This is a genomic window from Winogradskyella marina (genome assembly GCF_015645385.1).
GTDB classification, from domain to species: Bacteria; Bacteroidota; Bacteroidia; order Flavobacteriales; family Flavobacteriaceae; genus Winogradskyella; species Winogradskyella marina.
The window spans coordinates 593,010-611,752 of record NZ_JADOET010000001.1 but is presented as its reverse complement, the minus strand read 5'-3'; the positions used below and the strand labels follow the sequence as shown (position 1 = coordinate 611,752).

General features: G+C 35.2%; 12 protein-coding genes. 3 read left to right on the top strand and 9 right to left on the bottom strand.

Translation table 11 applies throughout. From position 1 onward, the window contains the following. From ITJ86_RS02490 to ITJ86_RS02480, 3 genes are all read left to right on the top strand, one after another. Positions 1-1,611: a glycoside hydrolase family protein gene (locus ITJ86_RS02490; protein ID WP_230080190.1), complete on the top strand. Its 1,611-nt coding sequence runs from the start codon at positions 1-3 to the stop codon at positions 1,609-1,611. A 45-nt stretch (positions 1,612-1,656) separates the two neighbouring features. Further along, a complete protein-coding gene (locus ITJ86_RS02485; protein WP_195870016.1) occupies positions 1,657-2,508 on the top strand; it encodes an alpha/beta hydrolase family protein in 852 nt (283 codons plus the stop codon). A 249-nt stretch (positions 2,509-2,757) separates the two neighbouring features. Beyond that, positions 2,758-5,580, top strand: coding sequence for a chitobiase/beta-hexosaminidase C-terminal domain-containing protein (locus ITJ86_RS02480; RefSeq protein WP_195870015.1), 2,823 nt, complete (start codon positions 2,758-2,760; stop codon positions 5,578-5,580). 273 nt (positions 5,581-5,853) lie between these two features. Here the strand turns inward: ITJ86_RS02480 and ITJ86_RS02475 are convergent, their stop codons facing one another. The 9 genes from ITJ86_RS02475 to ITJ86_RS02435 form a co-directional block, all read right to left on the bottom strand. Next, the gene (locus ITJ86_RS02475; protein WP_195870014.1) at positions 5,854-7,050 is read right to left on the bottom strand and encodes a putative glycoside hydrolase; all 1,197 of its coding nucleotides are present in this window, start codon (positions 7,048-7,050) and stop codon (positions 5,854-5,856) included. 141 nt (positions 7,051-7,191) lie between these two features. Continuing rightward, a complete protein-coding gene (locus tag ITJ86_RS02470; RefSeq protein ID WP_195870013.1) occupies positions 7,192-8,052 on the bottom strand; it encodes an alpha/beta hydrolase in 861 nt (286 codons plus the stop codon). A 6-nt stretch (positions 8,053-8,058) separates the two neighbouring features. Next, complete coding sequence (locus tag ITJ86_RS02465; RefSeq protein ID WP_195870012.1) at positions 8,059-9,633, bottom strand: sialate O-acetylesterase; 1,575 nt, start codon at positions 9,631-9,633, stop codon at positions 8,059-8,061. Between the two features lie 36 nt (positions 9,634-9,669). After that, entirely contained in the window at positions 9,670-11,160 is a 1,491-nt protein-coding gene (locus ITJ86_RS02460) for a sulfatase family protein (protein ID WP_195870011.1), read from the bottom strand. A 56-nt stretch (positions 11,161-11,216) separates the two neighbouring features. After that, a complete protein-coding gene (locus tag ITJ86_RS02455; protein WP_230080189.1) occupies positions 11,217-12,359 on the bottom strand; it encodes a prolyl oligopeptidase family serine peptidase in 1,143 nt (380 codons plus the stop codon). A gap of 30 nt (positions 12,360-12,389) precedes the next feature. After that, a complete protein-coding gene (locus ITJ86_RS02450; RefSeq protein WP_230080188.1) occupies positions 12,390-13,997 on the bottom strand; it encodes a sulfatase family protein in 1,608 nt (535 codons plus the stop codon). 8 nt (positions 13,998-14,005) lie between these two features. After that, entirely contained in the window at positions 14,006-15,874 is a 1,869-nt protein-coding gene (locus tag ITJ86_RS02445) for an alpha-L-fucosidase (protein ID WP_195870010.1), read from the bottom strand. A 2-nt stretch (positions 15,875-15,876) separates the two neighbouring features. Continuing rightward, the gene (locus tag ITJ86_RS02440; protein ID WP_195870009.1) at positions 15,877-17,061 is read right to left on the bottom strand and encodes a DUF6786 family protein; all 1,185 of its coding nucleotides are present in this window, start codon (positions 17,059-17,061) and stop codon (positions 15,877-15,879) included. A gap of 166 nt (positions 17,062-17,227) precedes the next feature. Further along, the gene (locus ITJ86_RS02435; RefSeq protein ID WP_195870008.1) at positions 17,228-18,721 is read right to left on the bottom strand and encodes an arylsulfatase; all 1,494 of its coding nucleotides are present in this window, start codon (positions 18,719-18,721) and stop codon (positions 17,228-17,230) included. Between the last annotated feature and the right edge of the window lie 22 nt (positions 18,722-18,743).

Below are 18,743 nucleotides of genomic sequence, written 5' to 3'. Positions count from 1 at the left end.
ATGAATACAAAGAACAGAATAAAAGTAAATAAAGTCATTTTATCAATACTTACAATTAAATTATTTGCCGCTTGTGGAGTGCAACAAGAACAGCAAACGAGTTCATTAAAGGCTGATATTTGGACCATTGCGTCTCAGGAAGACTGGCAAGCGAATATAGCTACAAAATCAAACTTGGAAATCACCAATGGAAAAGTGGTTCCTACTGAAAATGAAGCTATTTTTAAAAGCACCTTAAAAAAATTCACGAAAAAAAGGGCTGCAAAATCCATTACATTTTCACAATCACCAGAATGGTTAAATTGGGAACAAATTGCGCCTGTAGGACCTGCAAACTTAGGTGATGCTCCTGTGGCATTGCAGTTAGGCGATGGAAATTACTGGATGTTTGGTAGATATGATACTAGAGATAACAAACGACCAGCATCTTTTAAAAGTAAGGATACCGTTTTAAAAGGGTATGATGTGGTGTTGAAAACGACACATCTTAAAAATCAATTTGATGCTCCGGGAGGATTAAAAAAATCAGAAAGAGGTTACCATGCTTGGCAAAGTATTGATATGAAAAATTGGGTGCATCATGGTCCAATAACAGATGCGTCTTCACGTTGGGTGACTTCAGCAGAGTATGTTGATGGAAAGTTTTATTTTTATTACGATTTTCCAAACGATCAAGACCCACATTTACTTATTGATGAAGATCTAACGGATGGTCTAATTGGTAAAAAGATGGGCATGGCTTTTAAGGATCCATCAGATGGTTCAGATTGTGCAGTCATCAGAGATTTAGATGGTAATTTCCATATTATAGCTGAAGATTGGTCGCCTATTGATGCTTCTACGCATGCATGGGATTCGCCCTTAGCAACCCATGCGGTAAGTGATGATGGTTTTAATGATTTTAAAATTTTGAATCCTCCTGTTGATGAACGTACCCAACCCACAGGAAAATTTGCAGAATATGCACATCCACATTGGTTTAAGGAAGATCCTGATAACTATCCTGGAAAAGTTTCACAAGTTGATATTCCAAAACAAAGGATTAAAAAAGGAGATGTTGTTGCTTTTGGTACCTACGAAATCCACGAACCAGAACAGAATGCATTCGGAGATTGGGCTTCTATCGCTATCGGAGGACAGTACTATTTGTTTGCAGATTATGATCCAGCAGGTAAGACAGGTGGTAAACATATGAGTGCTGCTTGGTTTACGTCTAATGATATTAATAAACAATTTGAATTTTGTGGAAATATTGGACAAGGCCACCCAGATCCGGATATTATGTTTGCAGAAGGTAAATACTACCTACTTACGCAAACAAAGAATGATTATGTAAGTTCTGGTCCTTGGGTGGAAACTGTAGAAGTAAGAATGGGAGTTGATACCACTAATGATGGACGTATCAATGTTTGGAGTAACTGGCAGCTTGTAAAAGAACACTATGACTATATAAAAGGTTTTTCTAAGCAGGTTGAAAAAACACCAGCACAGTTGCATTTTTCAGACTTACCTAAAGGCTATGGTTTTCAATTTGAGGTTAAAATGACCGATACTACAGAAAATGAATCCAAACCAATTTTAGATCAGGTGGTTGTGTCGTTTGAGGATTAAGATTCTGAAATCTTAGTATTAATATCAAAAAAATAAAACAAGAAAATGAATAAAGTCTTTATACTGGTACTCTCATTTTTATTATTTACGGGTTGCGGAGTTCCTAAAAACAAAAGTATTTCAAACGAGAAAGCCATTGCAGCGTATGATGTAAAAAATGTAAGAACTTCAATTGATAAAAAATTTAAAGACTATAAAGTAGAAGAATTTTTGTTTGAAGGGCATAATGCAAAGATTGTGTTTCCAAACACTAAAAATTCAAATAATTACTGGATTTGGAGAGCTCGATTTTGGGGGCATGAGCCACAAGTAGATAAGGCTTTGTTAGAAAAAGGTTTTCATGTGGTGTATGTTGATGTAGGCAATTTATTTGGAAATGATGAAGCTGTTAGCCTATGGGACAGCTTTTATAATTATTGTGTAACTAAATACAATCTTAATTCTAAAGTTGTTTTAGAAGGCATGAGCCGTGGCGGTTTGATCGTTTATAATTGGGCATCAAAAAACACAGACAAAGTATTTTCTATTTATGGAGATGCGCCAGTATGCGATATAAAGAGTTGGCCTGGTGGTCTTTTTAATGGAGAAGGACATGCTAAATCTTGGGAGAACTGTTTAAAAGCATACAATCTAGACGCTAATTCTGTAAAAGCGTACAAGAACAATCCTGTTGATAATTGTGTACATATTGCAAAAGCAAAAATACCTGTAATACATGTTTATGGGGATATGGATACAGTAGTACCTTATGAAGAAAACACAGCTATAGTTGCAGAGAAAATCAAAAAAGCTGGAGGGATAATTAAAATAATACGAAAAAAAGGTGTCGGACACCACCCGCATTCATTAAAAGATCCCACACCAATTGTAGAATTTATTCTAGAAAGTGTGAAATAGCCGATCTCGTTTTTTTGAGACAAACCAGAATTTAATTTTTAGAGGTCAGTAGATAGTTACTCAAATTAGAGTTCAAATTTGACCTAAATATCTGGTTGAGCGCAGTCGAAACCTACTTTTTGTAAACAAATAATTCTCGACTGCGCTCGAACTGACAAAAGAACTAACTATTAAGCCTTAAATATCAAGATATCAATTTTTAATTTGGATAAGTACTTAACTAATGACCTCTATTAATTTTAATTAAATATGATGAATAACAAAAGTTTATTAACCGCTCTTGCAGTGCTGTTATTGATAGGAAACGCTTTTGCAAAAGATATTTACGTATCACCAAAAGGAAACGATGCTAATTCCGGAACAAAAAACAGTCCTTATTTAAGTTTTGAAAAAGCCTTACAAGAGGTGAAAAAGTATGCAAGCAAAGAAGCTGTTACGGTCTGGTTTGCTTCAGGCGAATATTACCTCAATGAGACCATTACAATAAACAGTAGTTATTCAGGGACGTTAAAAAATCTTGTTATATTTTCAGCTTTACCTGGATCAAAGGTCATTATGAAAGGCTCTCAGCATTTAAAGCATCTGGAATGGAAAGCCTATAAAAACGGTATTTATCAAGCACAAGTTCCTGAAGGATTAGCTATGGATCAATTATTTGTTAATGGAGAACGCCAAGTTAGAGCACGATTTCCTAATTACGATTACGAGAATCCACTTCGTGAAGGAAAAGGCTATCATCAAGTCACGGGCGGTACCAATAAACGTTATGACAAATGGTTTTCCTATGATCCTAAAACCTTTTCAGATAAAACATGGGAGCATCCAGAAACAGGAATAGTACATGGTTTTCAAAGTCATAATTGGGGAAATATGCAGTATAAAATTAAATCCATCGATAGAGAAGAACATAAAATATACCTCGATGAAGGTGGTTGGCAGTTACAAAGAACACATGGTATTGGCGGGAAAGGAAAAAAGGCTTCATATTATTTTGTTGAAAATATTTTTGAAGAACTAGATGTTCCTGGAGAATGGTTTTTAAACAAAGAAACCAATACCCTTTACTATTATCCTACTCAAGGTGTTAAGTTAAGTGACGTTAAAATTGAAGTTCCTATTCTAGATGACATGATTCAGTTGAAGGGCACTAAAGAAGCACCTGTAAAACATATTCAGTTTAAAGGCTTTCATTTTACACAAACCAATTATACGTTTATGGAATCTTATGAACCACTTGCTCGTGGAGATTGGGCTATTCACAGAGGCGGCACCATTTTTATGGAAGGTACAGAAAACCTGTTGATCGAAGATTGTAATTTTGAATATGTAGGCGGAAATGGTGTGTTTATGAGTGCTTACAATCGTAATAATAAAGTAAGCGGTTGTCGATTTGTACACACTGGAGAAAGTGCGGTTTGTTTTGTGGGATCGCCGGAAGCTGTTCGGTTTTATCAAACTTGGGACGATAGATTAATGCATGGAAAAAATTGGAATGAGATGCGTGAAAATATGGACTTAGAAGCTGGTCCTAAAACACCAGATTATCCAAAGAATTGCGTAGTTGAAAATAGCATCATGCACGATTTTGGTGATGTTGGTAAACAAGTGGCAGGCGTTTACATTTCTATGAGTCATAAAATTACAGCGTCTCATAATACTATTTATAATTGTCCACGTGCAGGAATCTGTATTAATGATGGCACTTGGGGAGGACACCTAATCGAATTTAATGATATATGGGAAACCGTAAGAGAAACAGGAGAACACGGGCCGTTTAATTCTTGGGGACGAGAAAGACAATGGAAAGGTGGTAGAGGAACGGATGAGCATTTTATTAAGGAATTGACGCGACTGGATGCTATTGATAATGTCGTTATTCGAAATAACCGAATTGCCAATTACCGTAAATCTATTAGTGCAGGAAATTGGACTATTGATTTAGATGATGGCTCTAGCTACTATGAAATCTATAATAATTTAAATTTAGGATCTACCATTAAATTAAGAGATGGTATGGGACGAAAGGTGTTTAACAATATAACCGTTAGTGCGGTTCCTTTGGGTTGGCATGTATGGCCAAAAAACTCAGAAGACGAAGTTTATAAAAACATTTTTGTCATTGCTGGTGCTGTACCTGGGAATAAGGCACCTACAAAAAACTTTATACGTGAGGTAGCTTTACCAATCGAAGTTAAATGGAGTACCAACTACGATAAAAACCTATACTGGAATGTTAATTACCCTGAAGGTTTTACTATGACACAAGATATGAACTTGGAGGAATGGCATAGAAAAGGGTATGACCTAGGTTCTATGGTAGCTCATCCTAATTTTGTGGATCCAATAAACGGTAATTATCAAGTGCAAGAGGATTCACCAGCATTAAAATTAGGGTTTAAAAATTTCCCAATGGATGAATTTGGTCATCAAATGACACGTATCTTGCCTTTTGGAGGTGATTTTGAAAATGAGATTGAAGTTCTTTTAGAAGCAGATATTAGAGCAGGAAAGGGAGCTAAGGTCTATTTCACCACTGATGGTTCAGAACCCAATAGGAATTCATCTGTATATTCATCACCATTTAAAATAAAGAATACTACCGTAATAAAGGCAAGAACTTTTAATGCTAACGGCATTGCAATAGGATTTACTGCAGAAGCTGTCTTTAATAAAGTAAAAACGCTTACGTATCCAAGCTGGTTGAATACCTTAATTGCTGGTGAATATAAAGCAGAATATAGCAATCAGGAGAAAAACACCAAAACTAGAAAGGCACTTGAAAAAGAAATACATGGCGCATTATTAATTAATATAGCAGACGATCCAGATTTAATAGATGCCACAGGTGGGTACAATTTTGGTTGTTATATTAAGACGTTGGATTCCAAAAAGGGACAAATGTGGTTAGATGCTGGATTGCACAAAGATTGGGTAATCCAAAAACTAAACAAGCATAAAATTTCAAATATTGCACATTTACAGAAGTTCCTTAAAACCTATTCAGGCAAAACAGTAACCATTACTGCGGTGAGAGATTATGGTACTAAGGTATTTGAGGTAAGCATTCCATAAGTTCATTTAGAGTAAATATTTCATGACTAAAAACTAAACCTCAATTAGGATTATCTAATTGAGGTTTAATTTTTTTAATAGACTTATTATATCGAAAATCGGTAGCTGTTGTGTTTGAAACAATTCCTACTCCCATATCATTAATAATATAAATGAATTTTATTGGAGCTGTTTTTATCCGCTTTTATTGGTTCAGAACTGCTAAAAGCAAAATAAATAGTGAATACGAATAGTGTTCTTTTTATAAAAACAGATAGTTATTGATATAATTTTTTAATGCCAAGTTATCTTAGATTGTCTCGTTTCGGTATCAACCCAAACGGAAGCATGTTCAAACTCGCGCGTAAACTCCCAACCTGTACTTGATGTTCTCTGATATGCACCTTTTGGGGCTCCTAATGGGTTTTGCAATTCTGGATAATCCATTAAAGAACCATGAGCCAATTGCCATCCCCAACCATATTGAAAATAGGAATATGGCTGTGCTCCAATTAGGTAACAAGCGTGATAAAACTCTAATTTCTCTTTAGAAAGTTTCGCAAATCGTTTATTTCTAAATTTTCCTTTGTAAAATGACGGGTCTGAAACAGCTACGCTGTCATACTCTACACCAATTCTAAATATAGAAATTTTTCCTGCTTTAGAAATCCTAAGCATATCTTCCCAATCATTCAATAGTTTTTCTTTACTTAATAAGTTATTGCCATAATGTTCAAACATATTGGCATCTATAGAAGGGAAAACATGTTGTGCCAATTTAGCATTTGCATTATTACCTAGTAATATTTTATCTGAACCTAATTTTTCTTTTAAAGCTTTCATCATAGCTCCCATAGCTTTTTGAACCTCTTGGACTTTATCTTGGCGTAACCATGAAAAACCATGCATTTGGTCTATAAAAGCACCATCGGCACCAGAAAACGCAACACCTTCTGCAACCGTGTTTACCCACCATTCTTGAAAATCAGGATTTAAAACATCAAAATAAAAAACGTTTTTTCGCTGCTCTAATTCCTTGGTTTCAGGGTTTTCTATTAAGAACGCCTTAAGCTCAGGGTGATTATTAATATTTTCATGCGTAAAATTCTTATTATAAGATGTAAATGGCCATGCATAAGCCGAATTAAAATAAAAAAGCACTTTCATATCTGGCTTTAGCTTTTTAAACGCTGCGACTTCATGTTTTGCGCCTAATTCTGCAGCTCCTAAATCCCCATGTCCATGTGATTTTTCAATACAAATAAAATCTGTTCGTTCTGCAATAAATTCAACTTCTTCTGGATGTAAAACGCGTTTTGGATCCCCAAACATATAATACATTGGGGTCGTTTTCCAATTAAATTTGGGATAAAATGGTTTCGTTTCAAAAGTACTACCATCACTTATTTTATAAGGGGTTTGAGCTGTTTTACATGAGCAAAACAATAAAACGATTGACATTGCAATAGTAACAGAAAGACTATGTTTCATTAAATAAATATTTTGTTGTTTATATAATTCCTTTTAAAATTGTAGTTCCGATAAAGGATTTTTTTTAATAAAAAAGATGTTTTATAGATGATTCTTAAAACGTATAAATTTTAGAATTAAAAATAAACTTGCCTCAGCCGTTTATTTATAAATGAATTTAAGTTCTTTAAAAAATTCCATCGCTTTTTCCATAGTTGAATTAAAAATAACATCTGTATTTTTCTTTCTGAAAAAAGAACCATTAAAAAAACCATGACCTTCCCCTTCATATGCAATCAATTCACAACTATTCCCTACCTCATTCATCAATTTTGTAAAGCGTTGTACATTTTCAAACGGAACTGTTTTATCAGCCGTTCCATGAAAAATTAAAGTAGGTACAATTCCTTCACGAACATGGCTGCAAGGAGATATTTCCGTTTTTCTCGCTTCGCCCACTTTTTTCAAGCCATAGCCTTTTTCTGTGGTATCAATTACCGGATTAAAAAGTAGCATTGCATTAGGAACCGAACTTACTTTTAATTCTTCCCCAACTTCTTCATTTCCTTCAATAACTCCTGTACAAGCCGCTAAATGACCACCAGCAGAACCTCCTGAGGCAATTACTCTATCAGGATCTATGCCCAATTCAGAAGCATGTACTCTCACCCATCTTATGGCAGATTTGGCATCACGCACACAATCAAAAGGCGTTGTATTATGTTTTTTAAAAACTCTATATTCAGCTGAAATAGCTACAATTCCTCTTTCTGAAAAGTATCTTGCTTGTTGGTAAAATTGTTTTGGTGAACCACCTGACCAACCTCCACCAAAAAAGAAAACAACTACAGGTCTTTTGTCCTTCTTTTTATGTTTTTCCGGTTTAAAAACATGAAGTTTTAAGGTTGTTTGTGGCGTTGTTTTATAAATCAAAGTTTCATCGGGCTCATAAGAAACCTGTCCTTTTGCAATAAATGAAAAGGAGATTAAGAATAAAATTAGAAGTATTTTACTGTTTTTCATAAACCTTTAGGGTTGAAAAGTATCTGTTCGAAATGGGTATACAGGTAAATCTAGTTCATTAACCAAATTTACTTCTGGCTTAGCAGTGAACGCGTATCGAATGTATTTAGGTTTTAACAATTTATTAGAATGCAGTACGACTGTTTTTCCTTTTATTTTGGCAGTTGCAGGAAACCATTTTTTAGAATCATCTGCTAACCAAAAGGCTGTTGGTGCTTTTCCATCTTTTGTTTTAAGCTTTTCAGCATAGTCAAAGTAAGCGACTATAGTATTCCCTTTTATTTTTGTTTTTTTTAATATGGGACCACAAGATTTAGTATCGGATTTTAATAGCTCATCCATTGCCAATAAAGCTAAACGTTTACCAATAGGTAATTTATCTTTTGGGTGAATATCCTTAACATCACCTAAATCTATTGTGTTTACTACTGATGTATTGGGCAACTCAAGGGCTTTTAATTGTGACTCTCGCATCCATGCCCATGAATGAGCATTAGGATTTTCAGAATTAATATCTTTTCCTGAATCTAAAATTTTTCCGTAACCTGGTAGCATTACGACCATAAAATGCATACTATCATTATTCCAAGATTTCCGGTAACTTTTTATCCATTCTTTAAGTGTTTCCCCATACTTTAGCATTCCTGAATTTCTGGAAAACCACGGTTTCGTTGCCATACCATGCATAGATCTTGTATTGCGTTCGCCTTGGTACCAAACTAATCCTTTACAGGCATAAGGAACTAATGGATACATCATTGCATTGTAAAGTATATTAGATTGCCTACGTAAAAAAACATCATCTTTTCTTGACCATGGTTTCGGACCATCTAAAATAGTTTTTAGTCTGTTTTTAGTTTCTACATCTGCATCAAACTCATCCATAATGGTTTTAAAATGAGGTACTGTTTTGGTCATTTCTCTTGGCATCCAAGCTTCTATAGACGAGCTTCCCCAAGATGTTAATATAATACCAACGGGAACATTGGCAGATTTTTGAAGAAAATAAGCAAAAGAAAAGGCTACAGCACTATTGGGTTGTTCATTCTTCCATGTACCTTCACATGTGTCTTGAGGCTCAAATGCGACAGTGTTTTTTACAGTAAAACTTCGAATATTAGAAGATTTAGGTATTAAAGCCTTAATTTCAGGAATACCTCCAACTTTCATTTCCATATTAGATTGCCCAGAACAAATCCATACATCTCCAACTACAATATCTGAAATCTCTATTTCTTCTTCATTTACTGAAGATGAAATAATCATGGTTTTAGGTTCAAAGCTTGCGCTTAAAGCGTTTAAATCTATGCGCCATTTACCATTAGAATCTACAACGGTACTTTTTTCTGAATCAGCAAAATTTACGGTAATGGTTGTTCCAACCTCAGCCTTTCCCCATACAGGAATAGGCTGATCACGTTGCAAAACCATATGGTTTTTAAAAAGAGAACCTAATTTAAAGGCGGTTTTAACATCAGCTTTTAAAGCAGACGCTGCTAACGTAGAGCAAGAATTCTCGGCAAATAAACAATTACTCAAGATTAAACTAATACATAATATTAAAGTATTTAACCTTTTCATAGAATTTTAATTTTTAGACTTTTTCTTTTTTGAGGTTCACTTCTTATTTGAAGTTTTCCATAATTTGATTTTATCAACATCATTTTTAGACATTTCGCCTTCTGTACTTCTTCCTAAAATTATATCTAATTCTAATTGCTTTAAAAGTTTTTCTGCAATTTTAGGATGTGTTGTATATAAGTTTGTAGTCTCGGCAGGATCACTTTCCATGTCATATAATTGCGCTACAGGCATAGTATCTAAATTAGCATCGTCTTCTTTTGGTACACTCCAACCCCCAGATCCTTTTGCTAGTAACAATTTCCATTTTCCTAGTCTATAAGCAAAATGACCACTAATAGAATGGTGAATAACGCCAGCTCTAGTGCTATTTATTTCTTCTCCATTTAAGGCTGGTAAAAAACTCACACTATCTTCTCCACTTTTGCTTGGCATAGCAACACCTGTTAGCTCTGAAAACGTAGCGAAAATATCGGTTAAGCAAATTAAATCATTGTTTGTTGTGTTAGGTTCTACGGTATTCGGCCATTTTACAATAAAAGGAATGCGATGTCCGCCGTCCCATAAATCGGATTTAGAACCACGATAACCTGCACTTACAATATGTCCTTGTCTTTCTAAGTTAGGTATGTTTGCTGCTTTAGAAGTCCCATTGTCACTACTAAAAATCACCAATGTATTTTCTGATAAGCCGTTATCTTTTAATGCTTTTGTTATAGCGCCTACGGTGCCATCTGTTTGCATCACAAAATCGGCATAATTACCAAGTCCACTTTTGCCTTGCCATTCTTTTGAAGGTACAATTGGTGTATGCGGAGATCCTAAAGGCACATATAAGAAAAATGGTTGTCCGTCTTTGTTTTTTGCTTGATTGTTAATATAATCTACAGACTTAGTCGTTAAGCGAGGTAACATATTAATTTCATCGTCATGAATAATGACTTGGTCGTTTTCTATAACAGCTTTCATACTTCCAGCATGGTGAAAACCATGAAAATAATCAAAGCCTCTTTGGTTAGGACCATCTGGAATACGAGCGCCAACAGGCGGTAATTTTTTTCCTTTTTTTGGAATTAGTGCTTGCGTAGTAGGATTTAAATACTGAAAATTAAGATGCCATTTTCCTATTATAGCCGTGTGGTACCCTTGGTCTTTAAGAAAGTTTCCTATCGTAGGTCGGTCTTCTTTAATTAAATTGGGTTTAAAACCAGATACAACTCCACGTTGTAACTTTGTTCTCCAACTATAACGCCCTGTCATTATACCATAACGCGTTGGGGTACAAACGGAGGAACCGGAATGCGCATCTGTAAAGATCATCCCTTCCTCTGTTAGTTTATCAATATGTGGGGTTTTAATTTTACTTGTTTCAGGTGCTAAACTTTGCACATCACCATAGCCTAAATCATCACACAATATCAATACGATATTGGGTTTTTTAGAATTTACTTGTGCGTTAGAAAACCAAGTAAAGGTGCTTAATAGGATTACAACTAAGCTAGTTGTAGAGACTCCAATTTTATTCATGATAGTTCTAATAGTTATCGTTATTATCTTGAATTAGTATTAAAATAATAATCCGTTTATTTTAAATGAGAAACAAAAAAATCAATAGTTGATTGTTCAATTTCTCCTCGTGTTGGATTTATGTCTGCACCTACTTTACGCCAATTATGCCCTGAGTTTTTTACAATTAATGTGGTCACAGGCGCGCCAATTTTATTCGCTTTTTCTGCCATGTAAAAGGCATGTTTTACTGGGATGGTAGTGTCCTTATCGCCTTGAATCATTAATAATGGTGCGCTGTTTTTTTCTAAATAATTAATAGGACTCATTTCCCTATAAAGCAATAATTTATCTTTAGGTTTGGTATTTGGTTTTGTTATTCTAGCACCGAATCGGTCTTTAAAATTTGGGCTGTCATCATGGTTGAATAAATTGATATCTTCAAAATCACAAGGACCATACCAAGACACGCCAGCGACCATGTTATACGTGTAAGAAGCTAATTCAGAATCGCCTTTTAAAGTTTCTGGTGAACTTAATAAGAGCATTTGGGAAATTTGACCACCAGCAGAATCTCCAAAAGAGAAAAACCGATTGGCATCAATGCCTAAGGTGTCACTATGTTTAGATAAATAACGCATAGCATCTTTACTGTCTATTACGCAGTCTCGCATAGTATTATTTCCGTCTTTTTCCCAAAGTCTATAACTTACGGATACCACACAGAATCCTTTTTCTAAAAGTGCCGTATGTACGGTTTTAAAAGAAGCATTAGCTGCGCCATGTCTACTTCCTTGTGCCCAGCCACCTCCGTGTGTGTAAATCACTACGGGTAATTTTTTACCTTCTTTTGCTGTTTTAGGATAATAAATATCTAAGTATAAATCCTTTTCTTCGGTAACTTTGTAAAGCACATTTAACTTTCGTTTTCCTTCTGTTTTCAAGTATGGAACGCGCTTATTAGCCGAATATTCTTCAAAGCTAATGAGGTCATCTTCGTTACTGTCTAATATTTTATGTAAATGTTTCCAGAGGCGTTTGTTATCCTTCTCTGTAAATTTACCGTCTTTGTTTTTATCTAATCTTTTCCAAGATGTGTTAATGTAAACATCGCGATACGCCCCGTTAGATTGATCCTCAGATTGCGCCATTCCTTTAAAAAAAGGAAATATGATGCATAAAATTACTAATGAAAAATTAAATTTTATAAGTCTTGTCATAACGCTGTTGTATATCTTATTAATGTTTGGTTATTCTTTAAACGCAAAATTTGCTTGTGGCCATTCGCCTGTTATAGCATCGTTTTCTTGCACTTTTCCAGGGGTACTTCTACCGTCTCTTATTTGTTGGGTTAGAATCTCTTTTAATTCCTTAACTTTTTCAGGAAATTGATCGGCAACGTTATTTTTTTCTTTGACGTCTGTTTTTAAATTGTATAAAATCTCTTCAGCGGTAACATCTTTATGTGTTTTTGTCTTTCCAGAGGCCATAATGCCAGAATTAGGCGATACAATTAATTTCCAATCTCCTTTTCTAATAGCAAAAACACCATACTTGTCATGATGAATCGTTGCATCTCTTGAATAATTTCCTTCGTTGGTTAATAACGGCATCATACTAAAACTGTCTTCGGCTTCATTATCCTTAAAATTATAATCGATAATATCGGCGCAAGTGGCCATAAAGTCTGTAGTACATATGGTGGCATCGGAAACCGAATTGGGTTTAATTTTTCCAGGCCATTTTACTAAAAAAGGTACGCGATGACCTCCTTCTAAATAACTCCCTTTATAACCGCTATATATATAACTAGGACTGTGTTTTTTTTGTCGCAAGGTTTTTAAGTCATTGGTGGTGGCATAACCATTATCACTTGTAAAAACGACTAATGTATTGTCTTCAATACCTTGTTCTTTTAATGTTTTAAAGATATTACCCATTAAATCATCAATCATAATTACAAAATCGGCATAAGGGCTGCCTATGTCACTTTGCCCTTTCCATGGCGCAATTGGTAAAACGGGATTATGTGGCGAAGGCAAAGGAATATACATGAAAAATGGTTGGTCTTTATTGGCATTCTCCTTAATAAAAGAAATGGATTTGTCAACAACGTTGGGTAGGACCTCTTCATGTTTAAAATCATCAGCAATAGCGCCTTTTATCCAACTACTAAAAGGATATGTTTTTCTGCTTCGTTCTGTTATTTCTGTAGGAATCATAGTAGCCTTATTATTTTCTAAATACACGTAAGGCGGCATATTTAAGGATGCAGAAATCATGTAAGAATAATCGAAGCCCATGTCATTAGGTCCAAATTTTAAAGGCTTGCTATAATCCATATTTTTAAAATTTAAACGCTCAGATGTATTTGAAAAATGATCAAACTCTGGGCTATTATTTTTCATAGACCAATTTAAACCTAAGTGCCATTTTCCTATACTAGCCGTTTTATAGCCATTATCTTTTAGCATTTGCGCTACTGTTAATCTGTTTTTCTGAATTAAACTAGGTGAGTTTCCCCAAGTCACAAATTCTTTTAAAGGGGTTCGCCAATTGTACCTTCCTGTTAAAATACCGTATCGTGTAGGTGTACAAACGGAAGAGGAGGTATGTGCATCTGTAAACTGCATGCCTTCTTTTCCCATTTGATCTAAATGAGGGGTTTGAATTTTACTGTTTTCATTATAAAGGCTTACATCACCAATACCTAAATCATCAGCTAAAATGTATATGATGTTTGGTTTTTTAGTTTTTTGTTGTTCTGTAATGTCGTCATTATCAAAACTTGATAGCATAAAAAGGGATGCCAATAACAAGCTGCTAATTATAAGTATTTGAGTTGTTTTAGTTTTCATAATTTTATTTAATTGTTTTTTAAAGTCACTTCTATAACGAAACCAAGCGCATCTTTAGGCACTCCGGTTACTGTGGTTTGTAATCCGTTTTTATTTTGAGTATAACTAAGAGTTTTATCGCTTCCTAATAGTTTTACTTTTTCAATATCACCTTTCCCTTTTCTTAGTGATTTTATTAAAATATCACCATCTGTATTGGTTAGTGAAATAGCGTACACCTTATTTCCTTTAGTTGTAAACCAAAAGTCTTTGGATGTAAATTCTCTTTGGAACCCTTTAGAGGCTCTATGACCTGTACCATCTAATAGCGTTTCTTCTTGGCCTTCGTTTGGTGTGTTCCAACGGGTTGTGCCATAGACTGCTTCCGCATTTTGATGAATCCATTTGCCCATTGCTCGCAAATTTTGTGCGCTTGTTTCTGGTACATGTCCTTTTCCATCAGGACCAATGTTTAATAGATAATTTCCTCCTTTCGATAAAATATCTACAAAGTAGTACAGTAGTTCTTTTGGACTTTTCCAATCGTTGTCATAAGATTTGTAGCCCCAAGAATTGTTTGTGGTTCCACAAGTTTCCCAATATTTTTCTAAGGTTTCATTTGCTGAAGGAATCTTATTATCTCCTGCGTCTAAATAATCACCAAAAGCATAACCGACTCTTCGGTTAACTAATACATTTGGATTGATATCATAAACCAATTTGTAAAACTGAAAGGCTTGTGCTTCCGTAGTAAAACCTGTGCCATCAAACCATATTAAACGCAATTCTGGTAACATAGTTAGCAATTCCTTTATTTGAGAATAAGCTTTATTTTGAAGGTATTCCTCATGTGTGTTGTCACTTGGATCCCATAAATTTTTACCATTCGGATGCGTATAAATGCCAAGAGAATCGTTTACTTTTTTTACGTTAGCATAATTTCCGTCGGTGCCATCCATCCAATCATTTCCATGCGAATAATACACGCCAAAATCGATACCTTCGGCCAAACAGGCGTTGTAAAGCTCCTTAATAATATCGGCTTTGTACGGTGTGGCGTCTACCATGTTAAAGTCCGAACTTTTAGAATCGAACAACGCAAAACCGTCGTGGTGTTTTGAAGTGATGACGATGTATTTCATACCAACATCCTTGGCTAATTTTACAACGTTTTGAGCAAAGGATTTATCGGGATTAAAAGTTTTAGCTAACTCCTTATATTCTGTTCTAGGAATTTGAAACGCATACATCAACCATTCGGCTACTTTTGGTCCTGGATGTGGTGCATTATTGATTTTTGTGCCTTTCCAAATACCGCCAGCTTGTGAATACAATCCCCAATGTATAAACATACCAAACTTCGCTTCTTTAAAGTGTTTTAGGGCTTCTTGCTTTTCATCAGACTGGTGCATGGCTAACCATTCTTGATGATACTTACCAGAACCAATTTGTTTTTTAAAATGCGGAATGAATCTAAGGCTTTTAAAATCGGCTTCAGTCGTTATAGAAAGTGTCTGTTTTTCTGTGTTTTTTAGTGGGATTATGTTTTTGAACTCGGAAACGATTTCATTTTCATTTATAACATAATTTTTTGATAAGGATTCTTCAAAAGCTTGTTCTTCTATTTTTACTGTTGCCGTATCAGTATCTGTAAAGGAACCATCTTTAGTCACTACTTGAAACACATAATCGGAAGGGTTTTTTACCTCAAAAACCCAAGTAAAAGTAGTTCCTTCTTTAGTTGCATCTGTTTTGTCTAAAACGATCCAATTATTGGTTTGGTCAAATTCTGGATTTTGAGAAGTGTTAGCTTTTTCTTTGGTTGTACAGCTATATTGCGCTATTAAGGTTAATACGAGCGAACATATAAGTATTGTGTTGATTTTTAATCGTTTCATGGTTAAAATGATTTTATAATAGCATCTAAACTAACTCCCAATGTGGCTTCGGCGATTTTACTTAATTCTCGTTCATCTCCTTGTAAATGCATTGTGGTTTGAATATGAACCATGGTTTCATTCGGTTGTAATGCTGCTGCTGGTGATGAGGTTTCTAACTCGTAAAAGGGACCCATTGGCGGAACGCCTGGTTCTGGTGATCCATCGTTATATGCATTTATAACATCGCCAGCAAAGGGATCTTCTTGGTGCTCCCATGCTGAATTCACATAGCCATGAGGTGCTTCTTGAGTATTATAAGTCACCAAAGTCAAAACTTTCCCTACGGCATCATAGCTTCCGGCAATTCCTTTTGTACGTTTTGAGTTGATACCAATTTTACTGCGTTTTGTTCCGTCTCCTTTAAAAAACAAAACATCATTTTTTACTTCTAAATAGTCATTTGGCACCTTACCAAAATAGGTGTCATTTACCTTTTGTCCTAAGACAGTTTCTTCTCCTTCTTTAAAAGGAATGATCATCGTTGTTTCTGGTGATGGGTTATACATTCCTAACATCCAGATAGAAGGTAAGCCCGTTTCAGGTAACCATTGTTGATCACCAATATTTGTGATTTGATTATTGGTTTGGTAGCCAACAAACGCAACATTTGCTGAAAATTTTGTTTTTATAATGGTTTCAATGGTGGCTTTGTTTAAAATAGTAATGGAACGACCAATACCCATTTTAAAAACAGTCCCACTTTTGTTTGTCAGTTCACAACGGTGTTCAAATGTTACCGCATTGTTTGTTTTTGATACCAAAGTAAAAGCTTCTGTATCGATTACTGCAGGAGTTTTCCAGTTTGAAAATTCAAAATCGTCTTCTGGTTTAAAAAAGAGTGAAAACTGACCGCCTTCAGGACCTAACCAAAAACGCTCTTCACCTCCAAATACATAAATCTGATTTTCTAAGCGACCTTTACGCTCTTCCTCGGACAAGAAACCAGCTTTAATCACTTTTTTATTAATCCACCCAAAACCGTCACCTTCATTTACATTAGTAGTGCTCGTCATAACACGTCCTTGAAATTGTGGTGCAATAGCTACAGCGCTTTGTTCTTCTTGCAAAACAATAATATCTGTATGTTTTTTTAGAAAGTTAAGATCTTTAGCAAAACCGTGGTCTTTTTTCAGTGTATCAATCATAGTTTTAGAATGGTAGCGTACTTATAAATTCAATAGAATTTCAAAATCGTTTTCTACGAGATTAAAATTTTCAAGGTTACTAATTTGTAATTTCTTTGAGATTAACCTCATATCTAATTCAACCTAAAAGATGTCTCTTTTAAATAAATCATAATAATTCATCTTTTTAGTTTTTTTCGGCAATCCCATTATTAGGACTCCAATAAGGAATTCCTTGTGCTTCTAATTGCTCGTAATATTTGGTGTGAAGCGGTTGTTGTTTTATCCGCTTTCTATTTTCGTTTATCATTAGTGGCATAGAGGCAGACCACCAGTTGTTATAAGGTTGTTGAAATTTGGCAATGACATCAGGGTGTTCTGAAGCCACGTTTTTGCGCTCTCCAGGATCTTTACTAATATCGTATAACTCTTCGTTATTGATAAAGCGCCATTGTTGACTTCTAATCGCCATTTTAGTGTATTTAGCTTCGTTGACCATGCCAGTTTTCCATCGTCCACAATGTGTAAATAGCAAACGGTCTTCCCAAGTTGTTGCTGTATTTTCTAATAAAGGGATTAATGACAAGCCTTCTAAAGGCTGCATTGTTTCTGGAAGTTTCGCACCGGTTAATTCCGCAAAGGTTGGGTATAAATCGAGGTGTGCTGTAAGTTGGTGAATGTCTTTTCCTTCCGTTAGCACACCTTTCCAATACATGAACAATGGTACATGATCTCCACCTTCGTAAGGTGAATTTTTTCCGCCTCTTAAGCCTGCATTAAAATGTCTTATTTTTTTCCCATTTAGTGTTCCTCCTAAATGTGTTGCGCCATTATCTGTGGTAAAAATGACTAATGTATTGTCTAAAGCATCCCATTCTTCAAGTTTGCGCATTAGTCTTCCAAAATTATCATCGATGTTTTCAATCATACCGTATCTACTCGCAGTACCTTCATCATAGCCTAATTCTAAAAAACGTTTTTTGTATGCTTTAGGTGCAACTAGAGGTGCATGAGGTGCGTTAAGAGATAGATAGGTGAAGTATGGTGTTTTAGTATCAATTTGTTTCTTCGTCCAAGCCAATCCTGCATCAAAAAACACATTGGTACAAAAGCCCATGGTTTTTACAACCGTATCATTGTGAAGTAAAACGTTATCAAAATATACGTTGTCTTTATTCGGTGGAAAATCGCCTAAGCTTACTTGGCCTATACCACCAGCTCCATGCATCAATACTTCATTAAATCCTCGATTTTGCGGTAAATAGTCCTCGGCATCTCCTAAATGCCATTTGCCAAAAAGTCCGGTTTGGTAGCCTGCAGATTGCAAGGCTTGTGGAAGGGTGTGCACCTCTAAAGCCATGCGTTCGCGTTCTAAAATGGTATGTGTAACACCAACTCTAAATTCATGTTGACCACTCATAATAGCAGCGCGCGTTGGCGCACAAGTGGGACTGACATGGTATTCGGTAAAACGTGTTGATTTTTCATAGAACGCATCAATATTAGGCGTCTTTACAACCTCATTTCCCATGCAAGACAAATCGCCCATACCTTGGTCATCTGTCATCACAAAGATGATATTAGGCCTACTGTCTTTTAACGTACCAGCGTTTTCTTGGGTAAAACCGATTTGAAAAAAAAATAGGAAACACAAACAACAGTATGTAACTGTATTTTTCATGATTCCTATTTTTATCTTAAAC